Below are 26,093 nucleotides of genomic sequence, written 5' to 3' on the forward strand. Positions count from 1 at the left end.
ATATAAAACGAACAGGCGCATAGGATTACGATTTGTCTTTAAAAGAACAGATTACTGATATATTCTATCAATCCAAAGAGCGTTACGGATATAAGCGAATCACGGACGAATTGAATGACGCTGGAATAGTAATCAACCATAAAAAGGTCTATCGCTTAATGAAGGAGTTAGGGTTGAAATGTATTAAATTCACACGTAAGACTCGAAAATATAACTCTTACAAAGGAACTGTAGGAAAAGTTGCCAAGAACAAGTTAAACCGCCGGTTTAATACGTCAATTCCTTTACAGAAACTAGTGACTGATATCACTGAATTTAAATGTACTGGAGATCAAAAACTTTATTTTAATCCCATAGTAGATTTGTATAATGGTGAAATTATTTCTTACAGTATTAATAAGCGTCCTGTTTTAGATTTAGCAATGGAACCTTTAAAAGAAGCTATTAAAACGATAAAGCAAAAAGCTACTGTTCGCACTACGATTCATTCCGATCAAGGGTGGCACTATCAACATAAAAAATGGGTAAATTTATTAAAACAGAATAAAATCTTCCAGAGCATGTCTCGTAAAGCAACCTGTTCTGATAATGCCGTTATAGAAAACTTTTTTGGGATTATGAAGCAAGAAATGTATCACGGAGAACCTAAAGTAAGCTATGAAGAACTAAGAGAACAGATTGAAGAATATATTGAGTGGTACAATACCACTCGTAGAAAGAAAAAACTGGCTGGCTTAAGTCCAGTAGAATACCGAACTCAAGCCAGCCAGTCGGCTGCATAATATTAAAACTCTAACTTTTGGGGGTCAGCACCTGATGGGGTTTTGAGTATTAACGATAATCTTTCATTGCACGATCAACTTGACGCTTCTGATCTTTTTGCTTGAGTGATTCACGTTTATCGTATTGTTTTTTACCTTTTGCGAGACCAATCAGTACTTTGGCATATCCATTTCGAATATATACCTTCAGCGGTACAATCGTTACTCCGCCTTGTTTGGTTTCTCCAACAAATTTATCGATTTGTTTTTTCTTCATCAATAGTTTTCTAGTTCTCACAGGATCATGATTAAACTGGTTTCCTTTATCGAATGGCGCGATATGGACATTATATAACCACATTTCTCCATTACGAATTCCAGCATAACCATCCTTAAGGTTAATTCTGCCGGCACGAATCGACTTGATTTCCGTTCCGTTCAAGACGATCCCTGCTTCAACAGTATCTAAAATACTATATTCAAATCTTGCTTTCTTATTTTGAGCAATCAGCTTACCTTCACCTTTAGGCACCTGTATCACCCTCCTTTTGTCTACGACTACTACTTACGTTTTCCTGATCGTTTCTTCTTGGTCGTTCTTCTTTCAGAAGACGATTGATTTCGATCAGATTTTTGATTCCCTTTTGAGTTTTTACCACGTCTTTGATTCTTATTTCGGCCTGATTGATTTGTGGGTCTAGATTGTTTTCGTTTTTCATCTTCAGGGATATCTGCTAACTCAAAGTCGATCTGGTAGCCTTCAATATTCGCTGCAGTCAGTTTAACTTTGACTGGTTCCCCAATCTTGAATTTCCTACCTGTTCTACGGCCCATCAGAATCAATCCACGTTCGTTGAATTCATAGTAATCATCATCCATTTTAGAGATGTGTACAAGCCCTTCAACTGTATTCGGTAACTGAACAAACATTCCGAAGTTCGTAACAGATGTAACGAGTCCTTCGAATTCTTCTCCAATTTTCCCAGCCATGTATTCTGTTTTCTTCAGTTCGTCTGTTTCACGTTCAGCATCTACTGCACGACGTTCGGTTTTAGAACTGTGCTCTGCTATTTCTGGTAATTTCTTCTCCCAGCGTTGACGAGCCTTCTGATCTTTTCCGACTTCATCATAGTAATGAATCAATCGATGAAGAATCAAATCAGGATAACGTCTGATTGGAGACGTGAAGTGAGAATAATAATCAGCTGCTAGTCCGTAGTGTCCGATAGGATCCACGTCATATTTCGCTTGCTGCATCGATCTCAGCATCAGCATACTGACAACCGTTTCTTCTGGTTTCCCTTTAACTTCATTCATCACAGCTTGCAAGTCAAGTGGAGAAACACTATCTTTTGTCCCTTTTACATTGATTCCAAAACTTGAAACAAATTCCAAGAATCTCTGCATTTTTGCTTCGTCAGGACGAGCGTGGATTCTATAAAGAATTGGCAATTCTTGTTTTGCGTAATATTCAGATACTGTTTCGTTCGCTGCTAGCATGAAAGATTCTATCAAACGTTCACCGATGCCGCGCTCGCGCACAAGAATATCCACAGGCATCCCTTCAGGGTCAACTTCAATTTTTGCTTCTCTTGTATCAAAGTCGATAGATCCACGACTAACTCTTTTCTTCTCAAGGATATGGTGTAATTCTCCCATCGTTTCGAAAAGATCAACCAAATCAGCATGTTCTTTTAATGTTTCTGGATCTTTTTCCGTTAAGATCTCATTGACTGCTGTATACGTCATTCGACGGAATGAACGAATCACACTCGGAAAGATTTCATAACTTACGATATCACCAGACTGATCGATTTCCATTTCACAACTCAATGTCAAGCGATCAACATTTGGGTGCAGTGAACAGATTCCGTTTGAAAGACGTTGCGGTAACATCGGCACTACTCGGTCAGTCAAGTACACACTGGTCCCACGCTCGAAGGCTTCCTGATCCATTGGACTGTCTTCTTTCACATAGTGCGAAACATCCGCGATATGAACCCCTAAGTGGTAATGGCCATTCTCGAGCTTTTTGACCACAACTGCATCATCTAAATCTTTTGCATCTGCTCCATCAATGGTCACAATGACTTCATCTCGCAAGTCTCTACGGCCTTCTAAATCCGATTCAGCAATTTGATCTGGTACAGCCTCTGCGTCTGCAATCACTTCATCCGAAAATTCTGAGGGGATATTATATTTATTGACGATTGTAAGAATTTCAATTCCTGGTTCGTCTTTGTGCCCAATTGTACGAACAACAAATCCAAACATGTCCTCATCATTGCTTCGAGGATATTTAGAAATTTCAACCTGAACGATACTACCTTCTACAGGACGAATCCCTTTGTCTGTGATTTGCATCTTCATGCTTGGAATTTTCTTGCTTTGCGTTTTGACATATCCAAACAATCCGCTATTTGTGACTTCATTATCCGAGTAAGCATGGAATTCACCTATCAGCGTTGTTGTTGCACGTTCAACGACTTCAAGAACTCTTCCAACAGGTCCTTTACCCTTCCAAGGAACAGCCTCTTTTGTCACTTCAATCGTGACTAGATCGCCATTCAGTGCTGAGTTTGTTTCATGAGGTGGAATAAAGATATCGTCATCAAATTCTTCTATAGGAACAAATCCAAATCCTTTATCCGTACCACTAAACACACCTTGCATAACCGGTTCTGCATCTTTCAATTTGAATCGACCTTCTTGAGTCAGTACAATTCTTCCTTCACGTTCTAGTTCAGCAATCGCGTTGATCATTTTCTTGAAGGCTTTTGACCCTGTACTATTCACACCTTCGCTAATGGCCTTAACTTCTACGCTATTTTCTTTATGAGTCTCGATAAAATTCAAAATCGTTTCTTTTAATTGTTCCATATCTTCGTATATTTCTTTACTCATGTATTCCCTCCATCCCATTCTAATGTGGATAAGAATGTTAATAAATCAATTTGTAGCTGTTTCCCGAACTGTCCAGTCGTAATCACATGCGGTGCATCTTCGTACCAGTGGAAATCAACTGTAGCGTTCGTTAGCGCATCTCTATATTCTCCAGATTGATGTGGATTAATCATTTCATCATTGCCACCTTGCGCAATAAAAACCATTCCTGTTTCATTAAGGTACTGAGGCACCATTGATTTAACAAAAGTGTTCAACCCATTTAAAATCATTTCCAGTTTTGGTTCTGCCGCTGTTTTCAATCCAGCAACTTGCTCTCTAGAAAATCCGGCATTCATTTTTACTTGTTCATACCAGTTCATAAAGTTCTCCGGCACTCTATTTTTACCGTTATCCATTACTGGTGAAGAAAAGGTTCCAGCGGCTTTAACATCTTGTGTCAACATTAAATGCGTTGCAACGATACCGCCAAGAGACAAGCCAAAGGTCGCAATTTCATTGTAGCCTTTTTTCTTTAAAAAAGTGTAGGCTTTTTCACCGTCTCGCTTCCAGTCTTCAATGCCATAATTAAAGATATCGTCTGGATCTTCCGTACCATGTCCAGACAGTGTCGGTGCATAGACTGTATAATCCGCACGTTCTAATGCTCGCGCTAAACTTCTCACGTCATTTGGGGTACTCGTAAAAGCGTGAAATAAAATCACTGCTCTCGGTCCCTTTTCAAAAAATATTGTTCGATCTCTCACTTCGTTCACTCCTTAGCTCTATACCTATATTTTACCTTACTTTGTGAAATATTAATACTGAAATACGCCTACCCTATCCAAGTGGCTTAATACATTGAAAGACAATAAAAAGGAGCGGCCCATTTGTACACTCTGCAAGCTGAGATATTCAGCTCACGTACTTTTGGATCTGCTCCTTAATCAGTATCATATTATATTAATTAGAAAAATCGAGTCAATGCTAATGCAAGAATGAAGAAAAGTACGATACAAACGATTGTGGTCTTAATCAGAACCGCTTCGAATCCTCTTGCTTTTTGTTTCCCAAATAATTGGCTTGCTCCACCTAAGAAAGCGTTGGACGCACTTTGAGTTTTAGTTGGCTGCATAGCCACTACAATTATAATAAATATTGATAATACGAGCATAAATCCTAATAAAAAATCATACATCTCGGAATTGACCTCCCATTTATAAGTCTCTCATTCATTAATATAGCACAAACTGACCTGTATTGCCAGTCCAGATTCAAGCTGGTTTTTTTAATAAAATAGCCTATGAATCGATGATTTCTAATTTTTAAAAAGGACTATCCAAGCGCTACATCTAAGATCATCATAATCGTAAAACCAACCATTAAGGCCAATGTCGCACTATCTTTGTTCCCATTTGTCTGAGATTCAGGAATCAGTTCTTCTACCACGACGAAAATCATTGCACCAGCTGCAAAAGCCAGAGCGTAAGGTAAAATAGCTGAAATCGAAATAACAGCTATGGCACCGATAACTGCGGCAATCGGTTCGACGATTGCTGACAATTGTCCGATATTGAATGCACGTAATCGGCTACTCCCTGCTGCTCGAATGGGCATAGACAAAGCTGATCCTTCTGGAATATTCTGGATCCCTATACCTAGCGCTAAACCTACTGCACTTAGGAAAGTATCTCCAGTGGCCACACCAGCTACTGTAGCACCAAATGCTACCCCAACTGATAACCCTTCAGGAATGTTGTGAATCGTAATCGCTAAAAAGAGTAGTAAATTTTTAGAGGCTTTTGTTTCAGGTCCTTCTTTATTTTCTTCCGGCTCATTCAAATGTAAATGCGGAATGACCACATCAATCAATCTTAAGAAAAAACCCCCTACTAAGAATCCAACAGCTGCTGGGAAGAAAGACCAGATTCCGTAGCCACTATCTTCGGCATTGGTGATGGCTGGTGCTAATAGTGACCAGAAAGATGCTGCAATCATCACCCCCGCAGCAAACCCATTCATGATATCTAAAAACTTTTGATTAATTTCTTTAAACAAAAATACAAATGCAGATCCAACTATTGTACAACTCCAAGTAAACAGACCTGCAATCAATGCTTGTAAAACAGGATGAAAGGTACTGAACGTTTCTAAAATGATACTATCTCCTTTATCTCAAATTTATGTATAGTGCAACTAAAGAAAAGTATATCTTTTCAAACAGATATGTCAAAGAAAAGCAATTAAAATAAATCAAAAACCTCTTACTCAGTTTATGAGCAAGAGGTTTCGATTCGGTTTCCATCAATCAGCAAATGAGGTTACTGGTTGATAAAAAAGACCATTAAATGATTATTATTTGTTTTTTAGGTTGTAGAAAGCAGAAAGACCTTCGTATACTGCTTGAGAACCTAATTGATCTTCGATTCTTAATAGTTGGTTGTATTTAGCAATACGGTCAGTACGGCTTAATGAACCAGTTTTGATTTGTCCAGCATTTGTTGCAACAGCAATATCAGAAATTGTAGAATCTTCTGTTTCACCAGAACGGTGAGATACTACTGCAGTATAACCAGCTTTTTTAGCCATTTCGATTGCATTGAAAGTTTCAGTCAATGTACCGATTTGGTTAACTTTGATTAAGATAGAGTTTGCAACTCCCATGTCAATTGCTTTAGCTAATTTATCCGTGTTTGTTACGAATAAGTCATCTCCAACAAGTTGTACTTTATCTCCTAATGCTTCAGTTAATTTTTTAGTACCTTCCCAGTCGTTTTCATCCAATCCATCTTCGATAGAAATTAATGGATATTTTTCAACTAGGTTTTTGTAGATTTCGATCATTTCATCAGCAGTTTTTTCGCCTTCACCTGAATCTACTAAGTTGTAAACGCCTTTTTCAGCATCGTAGAATTCAGCAGAAGCAGCATCCATTGCTAACATAACGTCTGTACCTGGTTTGTATCCAGCTTTTTCGATAGCTTCGATAATAACTTCGAATCCTTCTTCGTTAGAGCTCAAGTTAGGTGCAAAACCACCCTCGTCACCAACTGAAGTAGCTAATCCTCTAGATTTCAAGATAGCAGCTAATGCGTGGAATACTTCCGCACCCATACGAATAGCTTCTTTGAATGTAGGCGCTCCTACAGGCATGATCATGAATTCTTGGAAATCGATACTGTTGTCAGCATGAGAACCACCATTAATGATGTTCATCATTGGTGTAGGCAATACTTTAGTGTTTGTTCCACCAAGATATCTATATAATGGTAAGTCAAGGTAATCTGCAGCAGCGCGCGCAACGGCAATAGACACACCTAAAATAGCGTTAGCGCCTAATTTGCTTTTGTTTGGAGTTCCGTCTAATTCGATCAATGCTTTGTCGATACCCATTTGATCGCGAATATCCATACCGATAACCGCTTCAGCAATTGTATCGTTTACGTTATCAACGGCTTTAGTAACACCTTTTCCAAGGTAACGATCTTTGTCTCCATCACGTAATTCAACAGCTTCGTGTTCACCAGTTGAAGCACCTGAAGGTACCATTCCGCGTCCGAAAGCTCCTGATTCTGTAAATACGTCTACTTCGATTGTTGGGTTACCACGAGAATCTAAAACTTCGCGTGCAATAACATCTGTAATATATGGCATTGTATTGATCTCCTTTAAAATTGTTTTTTTATTTATACTCACTTTTTAAGTGGTTAAATACAGCTTTAGTGTTGCATTGGTGCTTATCTATCTTGAATGATTAGACTTTCTCCAGTCATCTCTTCAGGTTTTTCAATACCTAACAGTTCTAGCATAGTAGGTGATACATCAGCTAATTTACCGTCTTCACGCAAATGAATGTTGTGCTTAGTGACGATTACCGGTACTGGAACTGTTGTGTGGGCAGTATGCGGTTTACCATCTGGTGTTAATTCAGTATCCGCATTACCATGATCCGCAAAGATAATTGCGTATCCACCTTTTTCAAGAATTAAATCAACGACTTTACCTAAGTTCTCATCTACTGCTTCAATCGCTTTGATCGTTGGTTCTAGCATACCAGAGTGTCCAACCATGTCAGGATTTGCATAGTTCAAGATGATGGCATCGTGTTTATCGTCTTCAATATCTTTTACTAATGCGTCTGTTACTTCGTACGCACTCATTTCAGGTTTCAAGTCATAAGTTTCGACCTGTGGAGAAGGGATCAGGATACGGTTTTCTCCTGGAAACTCATCATTTGTCCCACCATTCATAAAGAATGTAACATGAGGATATTTTTCAGTTTCTGCGATACGCAATTGAGATAAACCGTGATTAGATAATACTTCTCCAATAACGTTTTTCAAATGAACTGGCGGGAACATCACTTCTGCATCCATGTCAGCAGAGTATTGTGTCATTGTCACAAATTTGATATTCTTCGGTGTATTTTTACGGTCGAATTCATTGAAATCCGGTTCAGTGATCGCGCGAGACAATTGGCTTGCACGGTCAGGACGGAAGTTAAAGAATACAATCGCATCATTATCTTGAACAGTCGCTACAGGTTGACCATCTTTTTCGATAACTGTTGGTAGAATAAACTCGTCCATTTCATCTTTTGCGTAGCTTTCTTTAACAGCTTCTACTGGGTCAGTGGCTTTTACACCTTCACCATTAAAGATAGCGTCATATGCTTTTTCTACACGTGGCCAGCGAGTATCGCGGTCCATTGCGTAGAAACGACCAGATACAGATGCAATCGCGCCTATACCTAATTCTGCAATAACGTTTTGTAAATCTTCAATAAATCCAGCTCCAGAATCTGGTGCAACATCGCGCCCATCCGTAAATGCGTGAACAAACACTTTGCTGATACCTTGTGCTTTAGCTGTTTCAAGTAATGCTGTTAAGTGACGAGAGTGACTATGCACACCACCATCTGAAATCAATCCAAAGAAGTGTAATGCTGAATCATTTTCCTTAACGTGATCAAATGCACCAGTCAAAACTTCATTTGTTTGAAATTCTCCGTCTGAAATGGCTTTGTCGATACGAGTGATGCTTTGGTAAACAATACGTCCAGCACCAATGTTCGTATGACCTACCTCAGAGTTTCCCATTTGACCTTCAGGAAGGCCGACTGGTAAACCAGAAGCTTGAAGGGTTGCATGTGGATAAGTTTTCCAGAAACGATCAAAGTTTGGTTTCTCGGCTTGTTCTACTGCATTACCGTATTGATCAGGTCTCCATCCAAATCCATCTAAGATGATAATCGCTACAGGTGCTTTACTCATATTACTTAGCCGCCTCCAATAATTGTAGGAATGACTCTGCTTCTAGACTTGCTCCACCAACTAATGCGCCATCGATATCTGATTGTGCCATTAATTCAGCAATGTTGCCAGGTTTCACAGAACCACCATATTGAATACGAACAGCTTCTGATACAGCGTCACTGTAAAGTTTTTTAACCGTTTGACGAACTACAGAGATTGTTTCATTCGCTTCTTCAGAAGTCGCTGTTTTACCAGTTCCGATTGCCCAGATTGGCTCATAAGCGATAACAGAGTTTTTAACTTGCTCGTCAGATAATCCTTCTAACGCTTTTGTTACTTGGCCTGAAACAAGTTCGTTTGTTTCGCCAGCTTCTTTTTGTTCTAAAGTTTCTCCAACACAGATGATTGGAACCATTCCGTGGTTAAAAATTGCGTGTGCTTTTTTGTTTACATCTTGATCTGTTTCGCCAAAGTACTCGCGACGTTCAGAGTGTCCGATGATTACATATTGAGTTCCAAGATCTGCTAATGCTGCAGGAGAAGTTTCTCCAGTGAATGCACCTTCGTCTTCGAAGTAGCAGTTTTGAGCTGCAATTTTAAGTTCAGTTCCGGCAGTCATATCAAGCAATGCTTGAGTATAAAGGTTAGGTGCTCCGATAACAGCATCTACTTTATCAGAAGAAGGGATATTATTTTTAACCTCTTCAATGAATGACGCAGCTTCAGCCGCAGTTTTGTTCATCTTCCAGTTACCAGCAATAATTGGTTTACGCATAATTCTATTCCTTCTTTCGATTATATTGTTTGTTTTCTACAGAGATCATAGCGGCACTAATGCACCGCCTGACTACACTCTATAGTTTACAGGTTTTCAACGTATTTTTAAATAAATTTATTTATCTGAGATTGCAGCGATTCCTGGTAATTCTTTACCTTCAAGGTATTCTAGACTTGCTCCACCACCAGTAGAAATGTGGCTGAAGTCGTCTTCGAATCCAAGTTGTTGTGCAGCAGTTGCAGAATCTCCACCACCGATAATAGTCGTTGCATCTTCTAATTTAGCTAACACTTCACAGATATCGCTTGTTCCTTTAGCAAAGTTAGACATTTCGAAAACGCCCATTGGTCCGTTCCATACAACTGTTTTAGCGCCTTTTAATTCTTTAGCGAATAATTCAACAGTCTTAGGTCCAACATCAAGTCCCATTTTACCTTCAGGAACGTCTCCTTCAACAACTTCTGTAGGTACATCGTTTGAAAACTCAGAAGCAACTACTGAATCCACTGGAAGAACTAATTTGTCGCCAGCTTTTTCAATCAATTCTTTAGCAAGTGATACTTTATCTGCTTCAAGAAGTGAGCTTCCGATACCTTTTCCTAGTGCTTCATAGAAAGTATAAGTCATTCCGCCACCGATTAATACTTTATCTGCTTTAGATAATAAGTTTTCGATTACGCCGATTTTATCTGAAACTTTCGCTCCACCTAAAATCGCTACAAATGGACGTTTTGGTTCATCAACAGCTCCACCAATAAAGTTGATTTCTTTTTCTACTAAGAACCCAGCAGCCGATTCAACGTTAGAAGCTATTCCTACGTTAGATGCGTGGGCACGGTGAGCTGTACCAAATGCATCGTTTACGAATACATCGCCAAGACCTGCCCAGTATTTACCTAGTTCAGGATCATTTTTACTTTCTTTTTTGCCGTCAATGTCTTCAAAACGAGTGTTTTCAAACATTAAAACGTCGCCGTCAGATAAGTTGTTTACAGCCGTTTCTAGTTCTTCTCCACGAGTTTGAGCAACGAACGTTACATCTTTTTTCAACAATTCGCCTAAACGCTCAGCAACAGGTGCTAAAGATAAACCAGCTTTGTCTTCGTCCGTTTTAACACGTCCCAGGTGAGAAAATACAATCGCTTTTCCGCCTTGTTCAAGTACGTATTGAATAGTTGGAAGTGCTGCTTGAATACGGTTATCATTAGAGATTTTACCGTCTTTCATTGGTACGTTAAAGTCAGCACGAACCAATACTTTTTTCCCTTTAAGATCTAGGTCTTTTACAGTTTTCTTAGGCATCGTTACTCTACCTTCCTTTGTATACATAATTTTTTCGTTCATTAATATTTAAAATAAGAATTAAAAGTTTCGTCATTACGTCAATAAAAGAAATATAAACCATTCTGTTTACAAAATAAAAAACGGGGAAGCGCGATACTCTAGCTGATAGAAATATGAAAAGAATACGTGATAAAACGATTGTAATCGTTAATCCGTTTCTTACATAGTCTACCGCATAGAGTGAGAGCTCCCCCGCTTATTCATTCTTGTTCTGTTTGATTAAAAATCAGTTTACTATTTGAACGTTAACTTCTTCTTATAGAGAAGCGAAGTATTCAAGAGTACGAACTAGTTGTGCAGTGTATGACATTTCGTTATCATACCAAGCTACAGTTTTAACTAATTGTTTTCCACCTGCAGAGATGACTTTAGTTTGAGTTGCATCGAATAATGAACCGTAAGTCATTCCTAAAATGTCAGAAGAAACGATTGGGTCTTCAGTGTAACCATAAGACTCGTTAGCAACTTCTTTCATTGCAGCATTAACTTCTTCAGCAGTTACTTCTTTAGAAAGAATTACTTGTAATTCAGTTAATGATCCAGCTGCTACTGGTACACGTTGAGCTGATCCATCTAATTTACCTTTAAGTTCAGGTAATACTTCACCGATTGCTTTAGCAGCACCAGTAGAGTTTGGTACGATGTTAGCTGCAGCAGCACGAGCACGACGGAAGTCACCTTTAGGGTGTGGTCCATCAAGAGTCATTTGATCTCCAGTGTACGCGTGGATAGTAGTCATTAAACCAGTTTCGATACCGAACTTGTCGTTTAATGCTTTAGCCATTGGAGCTAAGCAGTTAGTCGTACAAGAAGCACCAGAAATAACTGTTTCAGAACCATCTAAAACTTCGTGGTTAGTGTTGTAAACAACAGTTTTGATGTCACCAGTTGCAGGTGCAGAAACAACAACACGTTTCGCTCCAGCTTTAAGGTGTAATTCTGCTTTTTCTTGAGTAGTGAAGAATCCAGTACATTCAAGAACGATGTCTACGCCTAAGTCTCCCCATGGAAGATCTTCTGGGTTACGTTCGCTTAATACTTTAACGTCGCGTCCGTCTACAGTGAAGCTGTTGTCTCCAACAGTTACATCTCCGTTGAAACGTCCTTGAGTTGTATCATATTTAAGCAAGTGAACCAACATGTTAGGATCTGTTAAGTCGTTTACTGCAACAACTTCCAAACCTTCTACTTCGTTAATACGACGGAATGCTAAACGTCCAATACGTCCAAATCCGTTAATAGCTACTTTTACTGACATAATACGATTTCCTCCTGTGAAAATCAAAATTTTTTATTTTAAATCTTAATCGAAACCAATCAATTAAGTCTTAAACACGTTATGATAGACCGACTTATTATAAGTTAGCCATGTAATCTAATGTTCTCACCATGTTACCAGTGAACCCATATTCGTTGTCGTACCAAGCGACAGTTTTAACCAGTTGCCCTGAATTACCTTCGATGATTTTAGTTTGAGTAGCATCGAATACAGAACCAGCAGGGATACCAATAATGTCAGAGGAAACAATCTCGTCTTCATTATAAAGATAGGCATCAGAAGCATAATCTTTCATTGCTGCATTAACCTGTTCAACTGATACTTCTTTGTTCAAGACAGAGTATAATTCAACCATAGATCCTGTTACAACTGGGATTCTTACAGCTGTTCCGTCTACTTTCCCATCAACTTCAGGTATAACTTTACCTACCGCTTTAGCAGCACCTGTTGAAGCAGGAATGGCATTTTGAGCTCCAGCACGACTCTTACGTCCACCTGGTGAATCTTGCAGTGTTTGTGTTGAAGTATAGGCATGTACTGTACTCATTAATCCATGGTCAAGACCAAATTCTTTATTCAATACATTAACCATTGGTGCCAAGCAATTAGTCGTACATGAAGCTGCTGAAACAATTTTATCATCTGATTCTATTGATTCGTGATTAACACCGAATACGATTGTCTTAAGATCACCTTTAGCTGGTGCTGAAATCAACACGCGCTTAGCTCCAGCATCAATATGTGCTTGAGATTTTTCTGGTGAAGTGTAAAATCCTGTACATTCCAAGACGATATCAATACCTAGGTCACCCCATGGCAATTGGCTAGCATCTTTTTCAGCGTAAGCTTTAATCTCTTTTCCTACAACAGTTATTGAATCTTCCTTCGCTTCTACTTGATGAGGGAATCTTCCTTGTGCAGTGTCATACTTCAATAAATAAGCTAGATCGTTATTATCCGTTAAGTCGTTAATTGCCACAACTTCTAATCCTGTATCTGCCTCTAAAATACGACGAAATGCTAAGCGTCCAATACGTCCGAATCCGTTAATTGCTACTTTCTTTGCCATTAATGATTTCCTCCTTGGAATTTTTATTTCTAATTTTTTAAAGGGTTGCCCCCATTTAAAATCTCGTTTGCGGCTGCCTCATCCGTCACTAACCATGTGTGAGGAGGGACAGTTTTTACGTAAGATTCAATTGCCTTGGCTTTATTCTTACCACCGGCTACTGCAACCACATGAGGAATACGTCCCATTTGACTTGATTGCAAGCCAATACGAGAGAGTTTGTAAACAATCTCTCCTTCTGGGTTAACGAATTCTCCAAATGCTTCTGCTACAGCATTCTGATTTTTCAGTAATTGAAGTGTCTCTCTATTCATGCCTCGTCTTTCTGCCATTTCGAAAGCACTACCTATACTGTACAAGACTAAGGAAGCATTTTCAACTAATTGAAGTGTTTCCTTAATTTCAGGCTCCTCTGATAGTAACGAATACGTATCAGAACGGACATGTTCAGGAGCATATAAAGCCCTGCTTTTCCCACCGGATTTGCGGGCCATTGTTTCTGCGATTACGTTAGCTTGGATATCAACTGATTCTCCAAGCCCACCGCGTGCAGGTACAAACAACAACTGTCTTTTCTCACCAAACTTTTCGTCCATTGCGTGGGCAACTTCGACCATTGTCGTTCCACCCATTACTGCAACAACGTTTTTATCTTCGGGAAGAAGGAAGTCCAGTGCCTTGACCGCAGCTAAACCGATATCTTCTAATATTGCGGGGTCTTCGTCCGAATTTCCGGGTACAATAACACAATGGCTGATTCTCAATCTGTTCGCCAATATTGTTTCTTGGTCTTTTGATCTGACATGATGCCCCATCATACGTTCAAGCTGACGAAAAACTTCTAATCCTGTAGACGTACATTCCATTCCCGCAGAAGATATGTCTATCAATCCTTGGTTACGTAATATATCGACTTCGCTTCTCAAAACACGTTCAGTAAACCCTAGTCTTCCTGCAAGAGATCTTCTTCCGATTGGACTGGATTTTTGAATTTGCTTCAAGATATGATATCTTCTTTTCAACGTCTGAAACATATCGGGTGCAACTTTTTCGATAACTGACAGCATCCTAGACCCTCTCTCTCGACTACTTTTGCGCGTATTCAACTGAGAATATCATCTCGACCGAAAGCACAAAGGTTCGCAGCGAAAAAGTGCCAGCGTTTAAACTGCATAATGTCGAAATCCTTTTTTCATAGTTGACAAAAGATTTCAACTGCTCGCGATCTTGTGAACACTTCTTATCTGATTACATATTTAGTGTAACAAGATGCGGGGCAATTTTCAACCCATAACATTAAATTAGAGGGACGTTTTTTGTCCATGATTTACGAAAACTTACTGGTCAATGTTTCCACGATTTAATTTTATTTCAATGATTTCTTTTAGTTCTTCATTTGTAATATGCTCATCAAAAATATAATCTTCTATAAAGACAGACGGAACAAGTGTTACATTAGCCCTTTCAGCTTCATTAATTACATGCTCAGCTTCTTTTTCACTTGTCTGCTTGCTTAAACCTCTTCTAATGTTAGCATAGTCCACGATATCATTTTCTTCAAGATTTCCCCATTCTTCTTGGCGTGCTAAGAAATAAGATATATCTTCTTTTACTTTTTCACCACCTGTATAGTCTAAGTGATGATGAATAACGTTCCCTCTTTTCAAGCTAGGCTTTTCCTTATCAAAGAGTTTAACAATTCGTTCGACTTTTCCTTCTGCTACATATTTATCTAGTACAGGAGCAGATTCTTCCCACCATTGCTTACAAAACGGACATCTTAAATTCATAAATTCTACGATTTTGATTGGAGCATTCTTTTCCCCAATGTGTATACCGCCTTCAGTCGTCACTTCTGATGCTTTGATCATTGAAGTATCCAATAACATCTCCCCTTTTCTTCATTCTTACCCGTACAGTATAACGCTAGAAACCTTAGATGACCAGTCAGACGGTTGTATCTCACTGGTTTGTTGAGTCTTAATTTGTATAGTAGAAATAAGACCAGAATAACAGGATTTTCTTTTCTTAGTTTCTTATGTATAAAAAGAGGACACCCTGTTTAGGATATCCTCTTTTTCTATTAAAATTGAAGAATTATTTGTTTAAATCAGCAGCGCTATCCATGATTTGGTCAACCAAGCCATAATTTTTAGCATCTTCAGCCATCATGAAGTTATCACGATCTGTATCTCGTTCGATTACTTCTAAAGGTTGTCCAGTACGTTCAACCAAAATATCATTTAATCTAGAACGTGTTCTTAAGATGTGTTTAGCAGCAATCTCAATTTCAGTTGCTTGTCCTTGAGCGCCACCTAGTGGTTGGTGAATCATGATTTCTGCATTTGGAAGTGCAAAACGTTTACCTTTTTCACCTGCTGCAAGTAAGAAACTTCCCATTGAAGCTGCTAGTCCGATTGCGATAGTCTGAACATCAGATTTTATGAAGTTCATTGTATCGTAGATTGCTAGTCCTGCTGTAACACTACCACCTGGAGAGTTGATATAAAGATAGATATCTTTCTCAGGGTCTTGTGCGTCCAAGAATAATAATTGGGCAATGACAGAATTGGCAACTTGATCATCAATTGGTCCACCAAGCATAATGATACGGTCTTTCAATAAACGAGAGTAAATATCATAAGCACGTTCACCACGGGGTGATTGCTCAATAACTGTTGGTACTAAATTCATTTTTATTGTCCTCCTCTAATTCAGTCAAACTTATTTTATCATGTTTACTTGAATTCATGAAACTAAAGATATTGTACTCTAAAGGTCAAGAAAGGTCAAATAGTAAGTTTGATCTTTTAACTTATTTTAATAAGTCACTATTTTCCAAAAGCCTATAAGTAAAATAACAGCTATTATAAGCGCAATGATCCCTTGAAAAACAACTGAGATAGCGTAAATTGAAACTTGAAATATTAGGGTAAAAACTAAAATATAGCGAATCAGTCTCAAAAACATCTGATTATCAACCATTTTCTTGATATTGAATTGCGCATAGACAAACAGGCCAATTGCAATGATTACTAAGCTTATATTAAAAAAATCATCATTCGTATCTAATACGTATATCCAGATAGAACCAATCAATGCAGCAAATAGTGGGAAAAGACACTTTTTGTAGATATAATCATTTGATTTATTTAACATATCTTCCTTTCTAAACTTTCAACTTGTTTAAATTTATTTTCAAAACGTCCAACAACTCTTTTTTCGACTGTACGATTTTGCCACGGTTCTTGATGAGTCCAACAATATACAAATTTACATAAGAAAATTGAGATTCTGCAACTTCGTCTACTGCGTTTAGTTTCTGTTGATTGCCGAAACTGCCTTGTCTAGAGTCCGTGTATAATGCAATAATCGGTTTGTTGTATTCAGCTTCCATTTCACTGAAAAGCGGTTCGCCTAAGTAAATATTTTCCTTTCGTCAAACCTTTCTCTAAAAGTCATTTTAACATGACTTTGGTTTTTTATATTCTTTCAAGAGTGATTATTCATAAATCTATTAATTAATGTTGATATTTTTTAAAATACTCTATAAAAAACGCTATCATACTATGATATACTTAAACAGATACTACGAATTAGGAGGGTACTTATGTCAAAGTTAGTTTTGGGATTAGATATCGGTGTTTCAAGTGTTGGCTGGGGAATAATCAATGAAGAAACAGGTGAAATTGTTGATGCTGGTGTTCGTTTATTTGAAGAGGCTGATCGAAACGCAAATGAGGACAGAAGAAATTTTCGTAGCGCTAGACGGTTGAAAAGACGTCGAAAACACCGCATGGACAGAACAAAAGATTTTCTTGAGGAGAATGGACTTTCGTGTACACGTATAACTTCTGTTAATCCTTATGAAGCAAGATACTTAGGTTTACGACAACAAATTACACATAATCAATTAGCTGCGGCCTTGTACCACTTGGTAAAACGCAGAGGGACAACGATCGATGCACCTGAGGAAGAAGAAAAAACTTCTGGAAGCGAACTTTCTACTAAAAAGCAGCTTCAGAATAATAAAAAATTATTAGAAGAACAATACGAACATATTGTAGAAATACAATATGCAAAACTACAAAATAATGAACCAGTAAGAACACATGAAAATCGCTTTAGAACTTCTGACTATATAAAAGAAGCCACTGCAATACTCGAGAAACAGCGTGAATATTATGAGTTTATTGATGAAATATTTATTGAAGATTATATTGCCTTGCTGAATAGCAGACGTATGTACTATGACGGGCCAGGATCAGAAAAGTCCCCTACTCCTTATGGTCAATATTTTCTTGATAACGAAGGTAAACTCCAACATGAAACTATGATCGACAAAATGCGCGGTCGTGATATTTACTTAAATGAATTAAGAATACCTAAAAAAGCCTATACTGCTGAATTGTTTAACATATTAAATGACTTGAATAATTTACGTTATCCAAGTGAAGAAAAAGGTGTTATGGCGTCACTGACTCAAGAAGAAAAAGAGTATCTGATTGAAACATATTTGAGAAAAGGCAAGAAAATCACTCTTAAAAACATTGCTAAGTTATTGGAACTATCTAATGAATTAGAAATCAAAGGCGCTCGTCTGGACATGAAGAATAATAACCCTATCTTCACAGAGTTCCTAGGCTTTAAACAACTGAATAAATATTTAAAAGAGGTTTCTCTTCCAAAAGGATTTTTAGAGAATAGAGATGTCTTGGATGAAGTAGTCAATATTTTGACTGCAGAAAAGAGTTTCAAAAGACGCGAAGATCAACTAAATACCCTTTTTGTTAAACATTTCGATGATCCCTTAATTGACGTGATCAAAGCACTAGAAAATGATACTTATTTCAAAGAATATCATTCCCTTTCAAAAGAAGTGATTGAAGCGATCCTTCCAGAACTTTGGGAAACAGATAAAAATCAGATGCAGATTTTTACTGAACGAGGTTTTGCTAAAGACAGAATGACGATGTTACAAACAGGTCAACAGATTCAATTCGACGATGAAGCTATTTTAAGTACCGTTGCAAAACGCGCTCATCGTGAAGCTATTAAGATCACCAACGCCGTTCGCAAACAGCATGGTGAACTCGCTTATGTCGTAATTGAAATGGCTCGTGAGAAAAATAATGAAGAAAGACGCAAGCAATACAGAGATTTCCAGACTAAAATCGGGAAATTTGAGAAAGAAATGGCGAAACTTTTAGAAATTGATGAATTAAAAGAATTATATTTGAACAGTAAACAGATGCTCGCATTAAAACTTTGGGATGCACAAGATCATAAGTGTGTTTACAGTGGCCGTTCTATTTCAGTTCACGATATCGTAAAAGACTTTAGTCAATTTGAGATTGATCACATTATCCCTCTATCGATTTCTTATGACGATAGCCAGCAGAATAAAGTTTTGTGTTACCGTAAAGAAAACCAGTTAAAGGGACAGCTTACCCCTTTTCAGTACTTCCAAAGCGGAAAAGCATCTCGTACCTTTAATGAGTTTGCAGCTGAAACGACTAATTTGTTTAAGTCTAAAAAAATCTCTAAGATTAAATTCAATTATTTGCTCGAGCAACGCGATGTGAAAAATGACGAAGAATTACAAGTAGACTTTATTAACCGAAATCTCGTGGATACTCGTTATGCGATGAGAAGTTTCCAAGCAAGTTTACGTACCTTCTATATAAATAGTGAAATTGATACTAAAGTCCTTTCAGTGAGAGGAAGTTTTACCGCTGCATTAAGAAGACGTGCAAAATTGCGCAAAAGCCGCGATGAAGATCATTCTCATCATGCAATTGATGCTTTGATTGTTGCTGGTATTGGTCGACTACCACTCATAAAACAATTTAAAAATATGACCATGACAGATGAAGGTGTGGTAGTAGATACAGATACTGGCGAAATTTTAAGTGAACGAGAAGTCATGGAACCCGCTCATGCATTCTTAACAACTCTAAAAAATTATAAAGTAGAGAAATATTCTCATAAAGTCGACCGCAAACCGAATCGTACAATGAGTAACCAGACTTTTTACTCTACGCGTGAAAAAGAAGGCGAAAAATATGTTGTAGGAAAAGTCAAAGATATCTATGCTTTAGATAAAAAAGGCTTTGATGCTTTGAAGAAACGGATCGATAAAAATCCAGACCTGTTTTTGATGGCTCAACATGATCCGAAAACTTGGACATTAATTTTGAAAGTAATAGAAGAACATGCACACGCAGACAATCCATTCCAGGATTTCCAAGCACAGCACGGCTTCATCCTAAAAGACGGAAAAATTCCAGTTAAAGGTTTGAAGTATCTCGATCGCAAACTTGGTATTCATATTCCTATAACTCACAAGTTTCCTGAAGCAAAAAATGATGTCATTCTGCAAAGTCGTAAAAGTATTCGTATTGATGTTTATAAGAATGATGAAGGCAAATACAAGTATCTAGGCGTTCCATACAATTGGTTCAGACAACAAGGCGATCAATATATATTAGATATGGATAAATACAACGGTGACGAAGGAAGAAATGCACCGTATAAACAGATTGATCATTCTTTTGAATTTCAATTTAGTCTGTACAAGAATGACCGAATTTCTTATGAGAAGGAAGAGAAAATTGAAGATCCTCAGACGAGTGAAACAAAAGTTAGAGTAGTTCGATTTGAGAAGATTTTTAGAGGCGATGCTATGCCTCGTGGAAATAAAATCGAAGTTAAGGATGTTGATTACCATGATCCTAAGCAGCAATTTCTTACTATAGGGACACTTAAAAACTTCAAAAAATTTAATATAGATGCCCTAGGTAATCAGCATTTTATTTCTAAAGAAAATCTAGTAAATATTTTAAAAAATGTTTAAATTTTCTTTACGTAAACAATTTTTTTAGGTATAATAGGATTATCCTCGACGGAGGACAATCCTTCTTACCAAAGGATAGATAGAATCTATCAAAGAAAGGCTTTATGCCGAAATCGAAATGGCCCCTTTTTGGGGCTTTTTCTATATACAAAATTAAAGGAGCGATTTTATGAGTTGGCGTGTTGTCTATATTGAAAATTCAGACTCTTTAAAGCTTTACTTAGATAATTTAAAAGTCACTAGAGAAGATACTGAAATTCTTATTCCTCTTTCTGATATACATACGATTATTGTAGATAATCAACAAACTGTTGTCACCGGACGATTAATCAACAAACTAGCTTCTTATCATATTTTACTTATTTTCTGTGACGATAAACACCTCCCTAATATTTATGCTCTTTCTCCACACAGTCATCACCAATCTTCTAAAGTATTACAGAGACAGCAGTCATGGACACTCGACCTAAAAGAGGAAATGTGGCAACGAATTATTCAAATAAAAATCTATAACCAAGCATCTGTTTTAACTCACTTGAAAAAAGATTCGGCTATAATCCAACAGCTATATGCCTTAGGAGATACTGTAGACATCGGGGATAAAACGAACCGTGAAGGTCATGCCGCAAAACTCTATTTCAAAACTTTATTTGGTCCTGATTTCATTAGGGAACGAGACAGTTTTGATGGAATAAATTCTGGTTTAAATTATGGCTACACCGTTTTAAGATCTGCGGTCGTCCGCAGTATAGCAGCTTACGGTTTACATCCCGCTTTTGGGATCGGACACAAAAGTCAATATAATGCATTCAATCTAGCAGATGATCTGATTGAATCATTCAGACCCATCGTAGATCTATGGGTGTACGTATTAGTCAGCAAAGAAGATTACCTCGACCAAAAAACCAAACAAAAGTTAGTTCACTTACTTAGTACAAATAAAATTTTGATTGGCAATCAAAAACAAACCATTTTAAATGCAATAAATATTCTTGTTCAATCTTTTATTAAAGGTATGAACGAAGAAAATCCAGACTTACTCATTTACCCTGCTAATGGGATCTCCTTATAGATTTATGCGATTAATGCTATTTTTTGATTTGCCAATGAATACTAAAAGTGACCGAAGAACTTACGCGCGATTTAGAAAGTATTTAATTCATAATGGTTTTACGATGGTTCAATTTTCAGTTTATTCTAAAATCTTTCCAAATCGATCTAGTTTGGATAATTATATGATGACACTGAGAAACAGTTTACCCAAAAACGGATCTATCCGAGCAATGGCTGTGACTGAAAAACAATATAATAATATGTTTTTACTTGTTGGAGACAAAACATTAACAGAAAAAACCTTAACCGATAATTCGATGGTGATACTATGAGAGAATGGCATATCCAGTCGAATACAATATCTTTTACCTTGTTAATTGATCAAATCACAATTTTAAAAGGATCTCTAAAAGACTGGAAAGAAAATTTAAGCACCCTTCAGTCTTATTTTGGTCATGGAAAAACAGATATCCTTTTATTGGAAAACCAAACCTTAATTCCTAAGCAAGACTACAATTTTTATTCTATCTCGTTTTCAGAACAATTTATTTCAACCGATTTATTAGAAATCAAAAAAGAGTTAAAACAAGCGTTTTCAGTTCAACTTCAGCTCTCCCCCTTTTATAAACAATTTGTTGAAATCTGGGATGATTTGGTAGAAGAAGTAGAATTCTTAAATACACATTCTTCTATTCCTTACGATTTTGCTTTAACTCCCTTTAAAGATAAACTAATTTCAGATCAAATAAATTCAAATGAGATAGTTTCAAAAAATATAATTACTCTACAGGACTTAATTAATGGTGTTGAATTAATTGAAAACTCTTCAAAAGACAAACTCAATATTTTTGCGATTATTTATCCGGAAACCATTTTAAATTCCAAAGAACTGGAAGAATTTACTGATTATCTTAAAAATCATAAAAAATATACACGATTTATGATATTGACAGAACAACAAAAAGTGTTATCAGATAATACTTTCTACAAAAAGCAGATTATAAACAGGTTGAAATTTATTAATACAAAACAATTATTAATTGATACTCTTCCATTTGAATTTGAAGAAGATTTATTTTTTAGGGCTGTGAATTGGTCTATGTCACTTGTGGATAAGTATAGGGATGAAACAGTCATTCTAGCTAATAATACTGTGGATAACTTTAAAAATTTTATCTATATTTTCACTCTATTTATTTTAACTAATATCCCTTTTATCTTTGATGACGCAACGATTCCAGCCCCTTATGATAAATACATTGCTAAGTTATTAGGCGAAACGGTATAATGAAAATGACACTTTGGTACTCTATCATCCTTTGGTAAGAAGGAACGAAGCCCAATTAGGAACGTCCTTGCCATATACTTTGGTACTCTATCATCCTTTGGTAAGAAGGAACTCTTAATGCTTTAGATAAAATAGTAGCTGCACTTTGGTACTCTATCATCCTTTGGTAAGAAGGAACGCACTCTCAGCGTAGATTACTTGCTGCATGACTTTGGTACTCTATCATCCTTTGGTAAGAAGGAACTTGGTGACGTAAAGTCTCCTGTCCCATCGGACTTTGGTACTCTATCATCCTTTGGTAAGAAGGAACCTACTTCATCAACGGTTAATCCAGTCAGCGACTTTGGTACTCTATCATCCTTTGGTAAGAAGGAACAATGACGTTGCACAAAATCAATACGGTAATACTTTGGTACTCTATCATCCTTTGGTAAGAAGGAACTATGTTGGATGTATCTACTAAAGCTGCAAGACTTTGGTACTCTATCATCCTTTGGTAAGAAGGAACAATAAAATCTATTCACCTTTAAGATTTCTCACTTTGGTACTCTATCATCCTTTGGTAAGAAGGAACTACCTTCTCTAGATCGTTCTGTAGCATCAGACTTTGGTACTCTATCATCCTTTGGTAAGAAGGAACTCCCGCAAATTCCAGGAACAGCAAATCACGACTTTGGTACTCTATCATCCTTTGGTAAGAAGGAACTTAGCTTTGCTAACGCTTTGACATCATAAGACTTTGGTACTCTATCATCCTTTGGTAAGAAGGAACGAATTTTCATTTTTCTAATTCCTTTCTTTGACTTTGGTACTCTATCATCCTTTGGTAAGAAGGAACTTTTCTTCATACTGTTCCCCCATTATGATAACTTTGGTACTCTATCATCCTTTGGTAAGAAGGAACTATCCTGATGATGAGAGTTCGATAAAGAAGACTTTGGTACTCTATCATCCTTTGGTAAGAAGGAACCACAAGATACACATTTTCCTTTTCTCGAGCACTTTGGTACTCTATCATCCTTTGGTAAGAAGGAACAATCCCTATGATATCCATATCACTTCTCCTACTTTGGTACTCTATCATCCTTTGGTAAGAAGGAACTGAATTCTTACACCAATCGCTATAATCTGAACTTTGGTACTCTATCATCCTTTGGTAAGAAGGAACTATATTTATATTAATAATAATAAATAATATACTTTGGTACTCTATCATCCTTTGGTAAGAAGGAACCTTTCTGGGCGTTTAAGTCTTTGTCACCAACTTTGGTACTCTATCATCCTTTGGTAAGAAGGAACAAACAACAGTTTCAAAGTAATGACTGGATCACTTTGGTACTCTATCATCCTTTGGTAAGAAGGAACTTCGATAAATAAAATGAGTTGCTATAGCTGACTTTGGTACTCTATCATCCTTTGGTAAGAAGGAACGTTTGTTACTAAACGAATGAACTTTCTTGAACTTTGGTACTCTATCATCCTTTGGTAAGAAGGAACGCGCTCTCTGCATATATCACTTGTTGCATGACTTTGGTACTCTATCATCCTTTGGTAAGAAGGAACACGTCAAAATCTTTGGTTACGTACTTAGTAACTTTGGTACTCTATCATCCTTTGGTAAGAAGGAACTTCGATTCGTGCAAACCACTCCCGTGTGTGACTTTGGTACTCTATCATCCTTTGGTAAGAAGGAACAAATCAAACAATTCCCTCACTTGCATTGCTACTTTGGTACTCTATCATCCTTTGGTAAGAAGGAACAATCGACTTGAAGGGTTGCAGCTATCTGTTACTTTGGTACTCTATCATCCTTTGGTAAGAAGGAACTAATTGGTGTGAAGAAAAAAGATTTGATGTACTTTGGTACTCTATCATCCTTTGGTAAGAAGGAACCTTTGTGTTCAGGTATCTGAACTTCAAACGACTTTGGTACTCTATCATCCTTTGGTAAGAAGGAACATTAAGTGCATTTACGACAGCGTACTTGTGACTTTGGTACTCTATCATCCTTTGGTAAGAAGGAACCACCACCAATACCGGCCAACGCTAAACCACACTTTGGTACTCTATCATCCTTTGGTAAGAAGGAACCACCACCAATACCGGCCAACGCTAAACCACACTTTGGTACTCTATCATCCTTTGGTAAGAAGGAACATAAATTATCGAAAAATTCCTTGTCTGAAGACTTTGGTACTCTATCATCCTTTGGTAAGAAGGAACTTCAATGTGAAGTTGTGGAAGTCTGTTTCCACTTTGGTACTCTATCATCCTTTGGTAAGAAGGAACTAAAGCTAATTACAGCGATGTAGTGGATGTACTTTGGTACTCTATCATCCTTTGGTAAGAAGGAACACTTTTTTCTGCTTTCCGGTCAAAGGGTCTACTTTGGTACTCTATCATCCTTTGGTAAGAAGGAACTTCAACTGATCCAAGTCAGCCAATGTCGGTACTTTGGTACTCTATCATCCTTTGGTAAGAAGGAACAAAGCTGAAAATGAAGTAAATATGGATGAAGTACTTTGGTACTCTATCATCCTTTGGTAAGAAGGAACAAGCAAAGCAATGGAGGCGACAGGTCTTACACTTTGGTACTCTATCATCCTTTGGTAAGAAGGAACTAGAAACGTAAAATATGGAGAAAGAAAAGTACTTTGGTACTCTATCATCCTTTGGTAAGAAGGAACTGAAGTTGCTGAGTATGTGAGAGAAATACCACTTTGGTACTCTATCATCCTTTGGTAAGAAGGAACAATTGACAAAGAAGAACTGCTTTACTGGGCACTTTGGTACTCTATCATCCTTTGGTAAGAAGGAACATCGCGTTATATTGGTTATTTACACTATATACTTTGGTACTCTATCATCCTTTGGTAAGAAGGAACACAGTTGAAACTAGTATGATGTAATCATCTACTTTGGTACTCTATCATCCTTTGGTAAGAAGGAACTCTCTGCGATTCAAAATTCTTGGACAGGTTACTTTGGTACTCTATCATCCTTTGGTAAGAAGGAACAATAATGCTTGCAATCCTTTCTTGTTTCCCACTTTGGTACTCTATCATCCTTTGGTAAGAAGGAACTATCGTGGGAAAAACGTTGCAATTTGGTGGACTTTGGTACTCTATCATCCTTTGGTAAGAAGGAACTAACCAGATAGACAACTATAACTCATTCAAACTTTGGTACTCTATCATCCTTTGGTAAGAAGGAACCATTTGAAGCAATGGAACTCTTCGAACTTTACTTTGGTACTCTATCATCCTTTGGTAAGAAGGAACTTGTTGCTGTATCAGCTATAATATATTTCTACTTTGGTACTCTATCATCCTTTGGTAAGAAGGAACGACTTGGACAAAAGCTTTTGATGCAGAAGAACTTTGGTACTCTATCATCCTTTGGTAAGAAGGAACTGAAGTCAGCGGCACAGAAAATATCACTCTACTTTGGTACTCTATCATCCTTTGGTAAGAAGGAACTAGCTTCTTCTTTCGTGTCGTAGTCTCTTACTTTGGTACTCTATCATC

21 protein-coding genes and 1 CRISPR repeat array (1 of these 22 running past the window's edge) are annotated in these 26,093 nt (G+C 37.4%); of the genes, 5 read left to right on the forward strand and 16 right to left on the reverse strand.

The genetic code is table 11. From position 1 onward, the window contains the following. Positions 1-32: 32 nt before the first annotated feature. Positions 33-782 (forward strand): IS3 family transposase, encoded by a 750-nt coding sequence (locus LG377_RS10010; RefSeq protein WP_225744513.1) that lies wholly within the window; start codon positions 33-35, stop codon positions 780-782. A 49-nt stretch (positions 783-831) separates the two neighbouring features. Here LG377_RS10010 and smpB read toward each other — a convergent pair whose 3' ends face one another. The 16 genes from smpB to LG377_RS10090 form a co-directional block, all read right to left on the reverse strand. Further along, positions 832-1,293, reverse strand: a complete 462-nt coding sequence (gene smpB / locus LG377_RS10015; protein WP_225744514.1) for an SsrA-binding protein SmpB — start codon at positions 1,291-1,293, stop codon at positions 832-834. 29 nt (positions 1,294-1,322) lie between these two features. Next, a complete protein-coding gene (gene rnr / locus LG377_RS10020; RefSeq protein WP_225744515.1) occupies positions 1,323-3,665 on the reverse strand; it encodes a ribonuclease R in 2,343 nt (780 codons plus the stop codon). Next, positions 3,662-4,411 (reverse strand): carboxylesterase, encoded by a 750-nt coding sequence (locus LG377_RS10025; protein ID WP_225744516.1) that lies wholly within the window; start codon positions 4,409-4,411, stop codon positions 3,662-3,664. The genes rnr and LG377_RS10025 overlap by 4 nt, the downstream gene beginning before the upstream one ends. 200 nt (positions 4,412-4,611) lie before the next feature. Next, complete coding sequence (gene secG, locus LG377_RS10030; RefSeq protein WP_225744517.1) at positions 4,612-4,842, reverse strand: preprotein translocase subunit SecG; 231 nt, start codon at positions 4,840-4,842, stop codon at positions 4,612-4,614. Positions 4,843-4,979: 137 nt separating this feature from the next. After that, on the reverse strand, positions 4,980-5,801 hold the full coding sequence (locus tag LG377_RS10035; protein WP_225744672.1) for a ZIP family metal transporter: 822 nt from the start codon (positions 5,799-5,801) through the stop codon (positions 4,980-4,982). Positions 5,802-5,999: 198 nt separating this feature from the next. Further along, on the reverse strand, positions 6,000-7,298 hold the full coding sequence (gene eno / locus LG377_RS10040; protein WP_225744518.1) for a phosphopyruvate hydratase: 1,299 nt from the start codon (positions 7,296-7,298) through the stop codon (positions 6,000-6,002). Between the two features lie 83 nt (positions 7,299-7,381). Beyond that, positions 7,382-8,917, reverse strand: coding sequence for a 2,3-bisphosphoglycerate-independent phosphoglycerate mutase (gene gpmI, locus LG377_RS10045; RefSeq protein WP_225744519.1), 1,536 nt, complete (start codon positions 8,915-8,917; stop codon positions 7,382-7,384). A gap of 1 nt (position 8,918) precedes the next feature. Continuing rightward, positions 8,919-9,674, reverse strand: a complete 756-nt coding sequence (gene tpiA / locus LG377_RS10050; RefSeq protein WP_225744520.1) for a triose-phosphate isomerase — start codon at positions 9,672-9,674, stop codon at positions 8,919-8,921. Positions 9,675-9,791: 117 nt separating this feature from the next. Next, positions 9,792-10,979 carry a phosphoglycerate kinase gene (gene pgk, locus LG377_RS10055; RefSeq protein WP_225744521.1) on the reverse strand — a complete coding sequence of 396 codons (1,188 nt, stop codon included), beginning with the start codon at positions 10,977-10,979 and terminating at the stop codon, positions 9,792-9,794. Between the two features lie 298 nt (positions 10,980-11,277). Continuing rightward, entirely contained in the window at positions 11,278-12,279 is a 1,002-nt protein-coding gene (gene gap / locus LG377_RS10060; protein ID WP_225744522.1) for a type I glyceraldehyde-3-phosphate dehydrogenase, read from the reverse strand. Positions 12,280-12,376: 97 nt separating this feature from the next. Then, positions 12,377-13,369, reverse strand: a complete 993-nt coding sequence (gap, locus tag LG377_RS10065) for a type I glyceraldehyde-3-phosphate dehydrogenase (protein ID WP_225744523.1) — start codon at positions 13,367-13,369, stop codon at positions 12,377-12,379. A gap of 29 nt (positions 13,370-13,398) precedes the next feature. Beyond that, positions 13,399-14,436 carry a sugar-binding transcriptional regulator gene (locus LG377_RS10070; RefSeq protein ID WP_225744524.1) on the reverse strand — a complete coding sequence of 346 codons (1,038 nt, stop codon included), beginning with the start codon at positions 14,434-14,436 and terminating at the stop codon, positions 13,399-13,401. Between the two features lie 270 nt (positions 14,437-14,706). Then, complete coding sequence (locus LG377_RS10075) at positions 14,707-15,258, reverse strand: DsbA family protein (protein WP_225744525.1); 552 nt, start codon at positions 15,256-15,258, stop codon at positions 14,707-14,709. A 208-nt stretch (positions 15,259-15,466) separates the two neighbouring features. Then, positions 15,467-16,063, reverse strand: coding sequence for an ATP-dependent Clp endopeptidase proteolytic subunit ClpP (gene clpP, locus LG377_RS10080; protein ID WP_225744526.1), 597 nt, complete (start codon positions 16,061-16,063; stop codon positions 15,467-15,469). A 126-nt stretch (positions 16,064-16,189) separates the two neighbouring features. Next, positions 16,190-16,528 carry a hypothetical protein gene (locus LG377_RS10085; protein ID WP_225744527.1) on the reverse strand — a complete coding sequence of 113 codons (339 nt, stop codon included), beginning with the start codon at positions 16,526-16,528 and terminating at the stop codon, positions 16,190-16,192. Positions 16,529-16,538: 10 nt separating this feature from the next. Beyond that, the gene (locus LG377_RS10090) at positions 16,539-16,766 is read right to left on the reverse strand and encodes a hypothetical protein (RefSeq protein WP_225744528.1); all 228 of its coding nucleotides are present in this window, start codon (positions 16,764-16,766) and stop codon (positions 16,539-16,541) included. 213 nt (positions 16,767-16,979) lie between these two features. On the opposite strand from LG377_RS10090, the gene cas9 reads away from it, so the two are divergent. The 4 genes from cas9 to LG377_RS10110 all read left to right on the forward strand — a co-directional run bounded on the left by cas9 (position 16,980) and on the right by LG377_RS10110 (position 22,566). Continuing rightward, positions 16,980-20,225, forward strand: a complete 3,246-nt coding sequence (gene cas9, locus LG377_RS10095; RefSeq protein ID WP_225744529.1) for a type II CRISPR RNA-guided endonuclease Cas9 — start codon at positions 16,980-16,982, stop codon at positions 20,223-20,225. 169 nt (positions 20,226-20,394) lie between these two features. Beyond that, positions 20,395-21,297, forward strand: coding sequence for a type II CRISPR-associated endonuclease Cas1 (gene cas1, locus LG377_RS10100; RefSeq protein ID WP_225744530.1), 903 nt, complete (start codon positions 20,395-20,397; stop codon positions 21,295-21,297). Between the two features lie 13 nt (positions 21,298-21,310). Beyond that, complete coding sequence (gene cas2 / locus LG377_RS10105) at positions 21,311-21,610, forward strand: CRISPR-associated endonuclease Cas2 (protein ID WP_225744673.1); 300 nt, start codon at positions 21,311-21,313, stop codon at positions 21,608-21,610. Continuing rightward, on the forward strand, positions 21,607-22,566 hold the full coding sequence (locus LG377_RS10110) for a hypothetical protein (protein ID WP_225744531.1): 960 nt from the start codon (positions 21,607-21,609) through the stop codon (positions 22,564-22,566). The genes cas2 and LG377_RS10110 overlap by 4 nt, the downstream gene beginning before the upstream one ends. A gap of 10 nt (positions 22,567-22,576) precedes the next feature. Then, a CRISPR array of direct repeats spans positions 22,577-26,093; the repeat unit is 36 nt; unit sequence ACTTTGGTACTCTATCATCCTTTGGTAAGAAGGAAC (it continues 545 nt past the right edge of the window).

The sequence above is a fragment of the Marinilactibacillus sp. Marseille-P9653 genome (genome assembly GCF_916618885.1).
Lineage (GTDB): Bacteria > Bacillota > Bacilli > Lactobacillales > Carnobacteriaceae_A > Marinilactibacillus.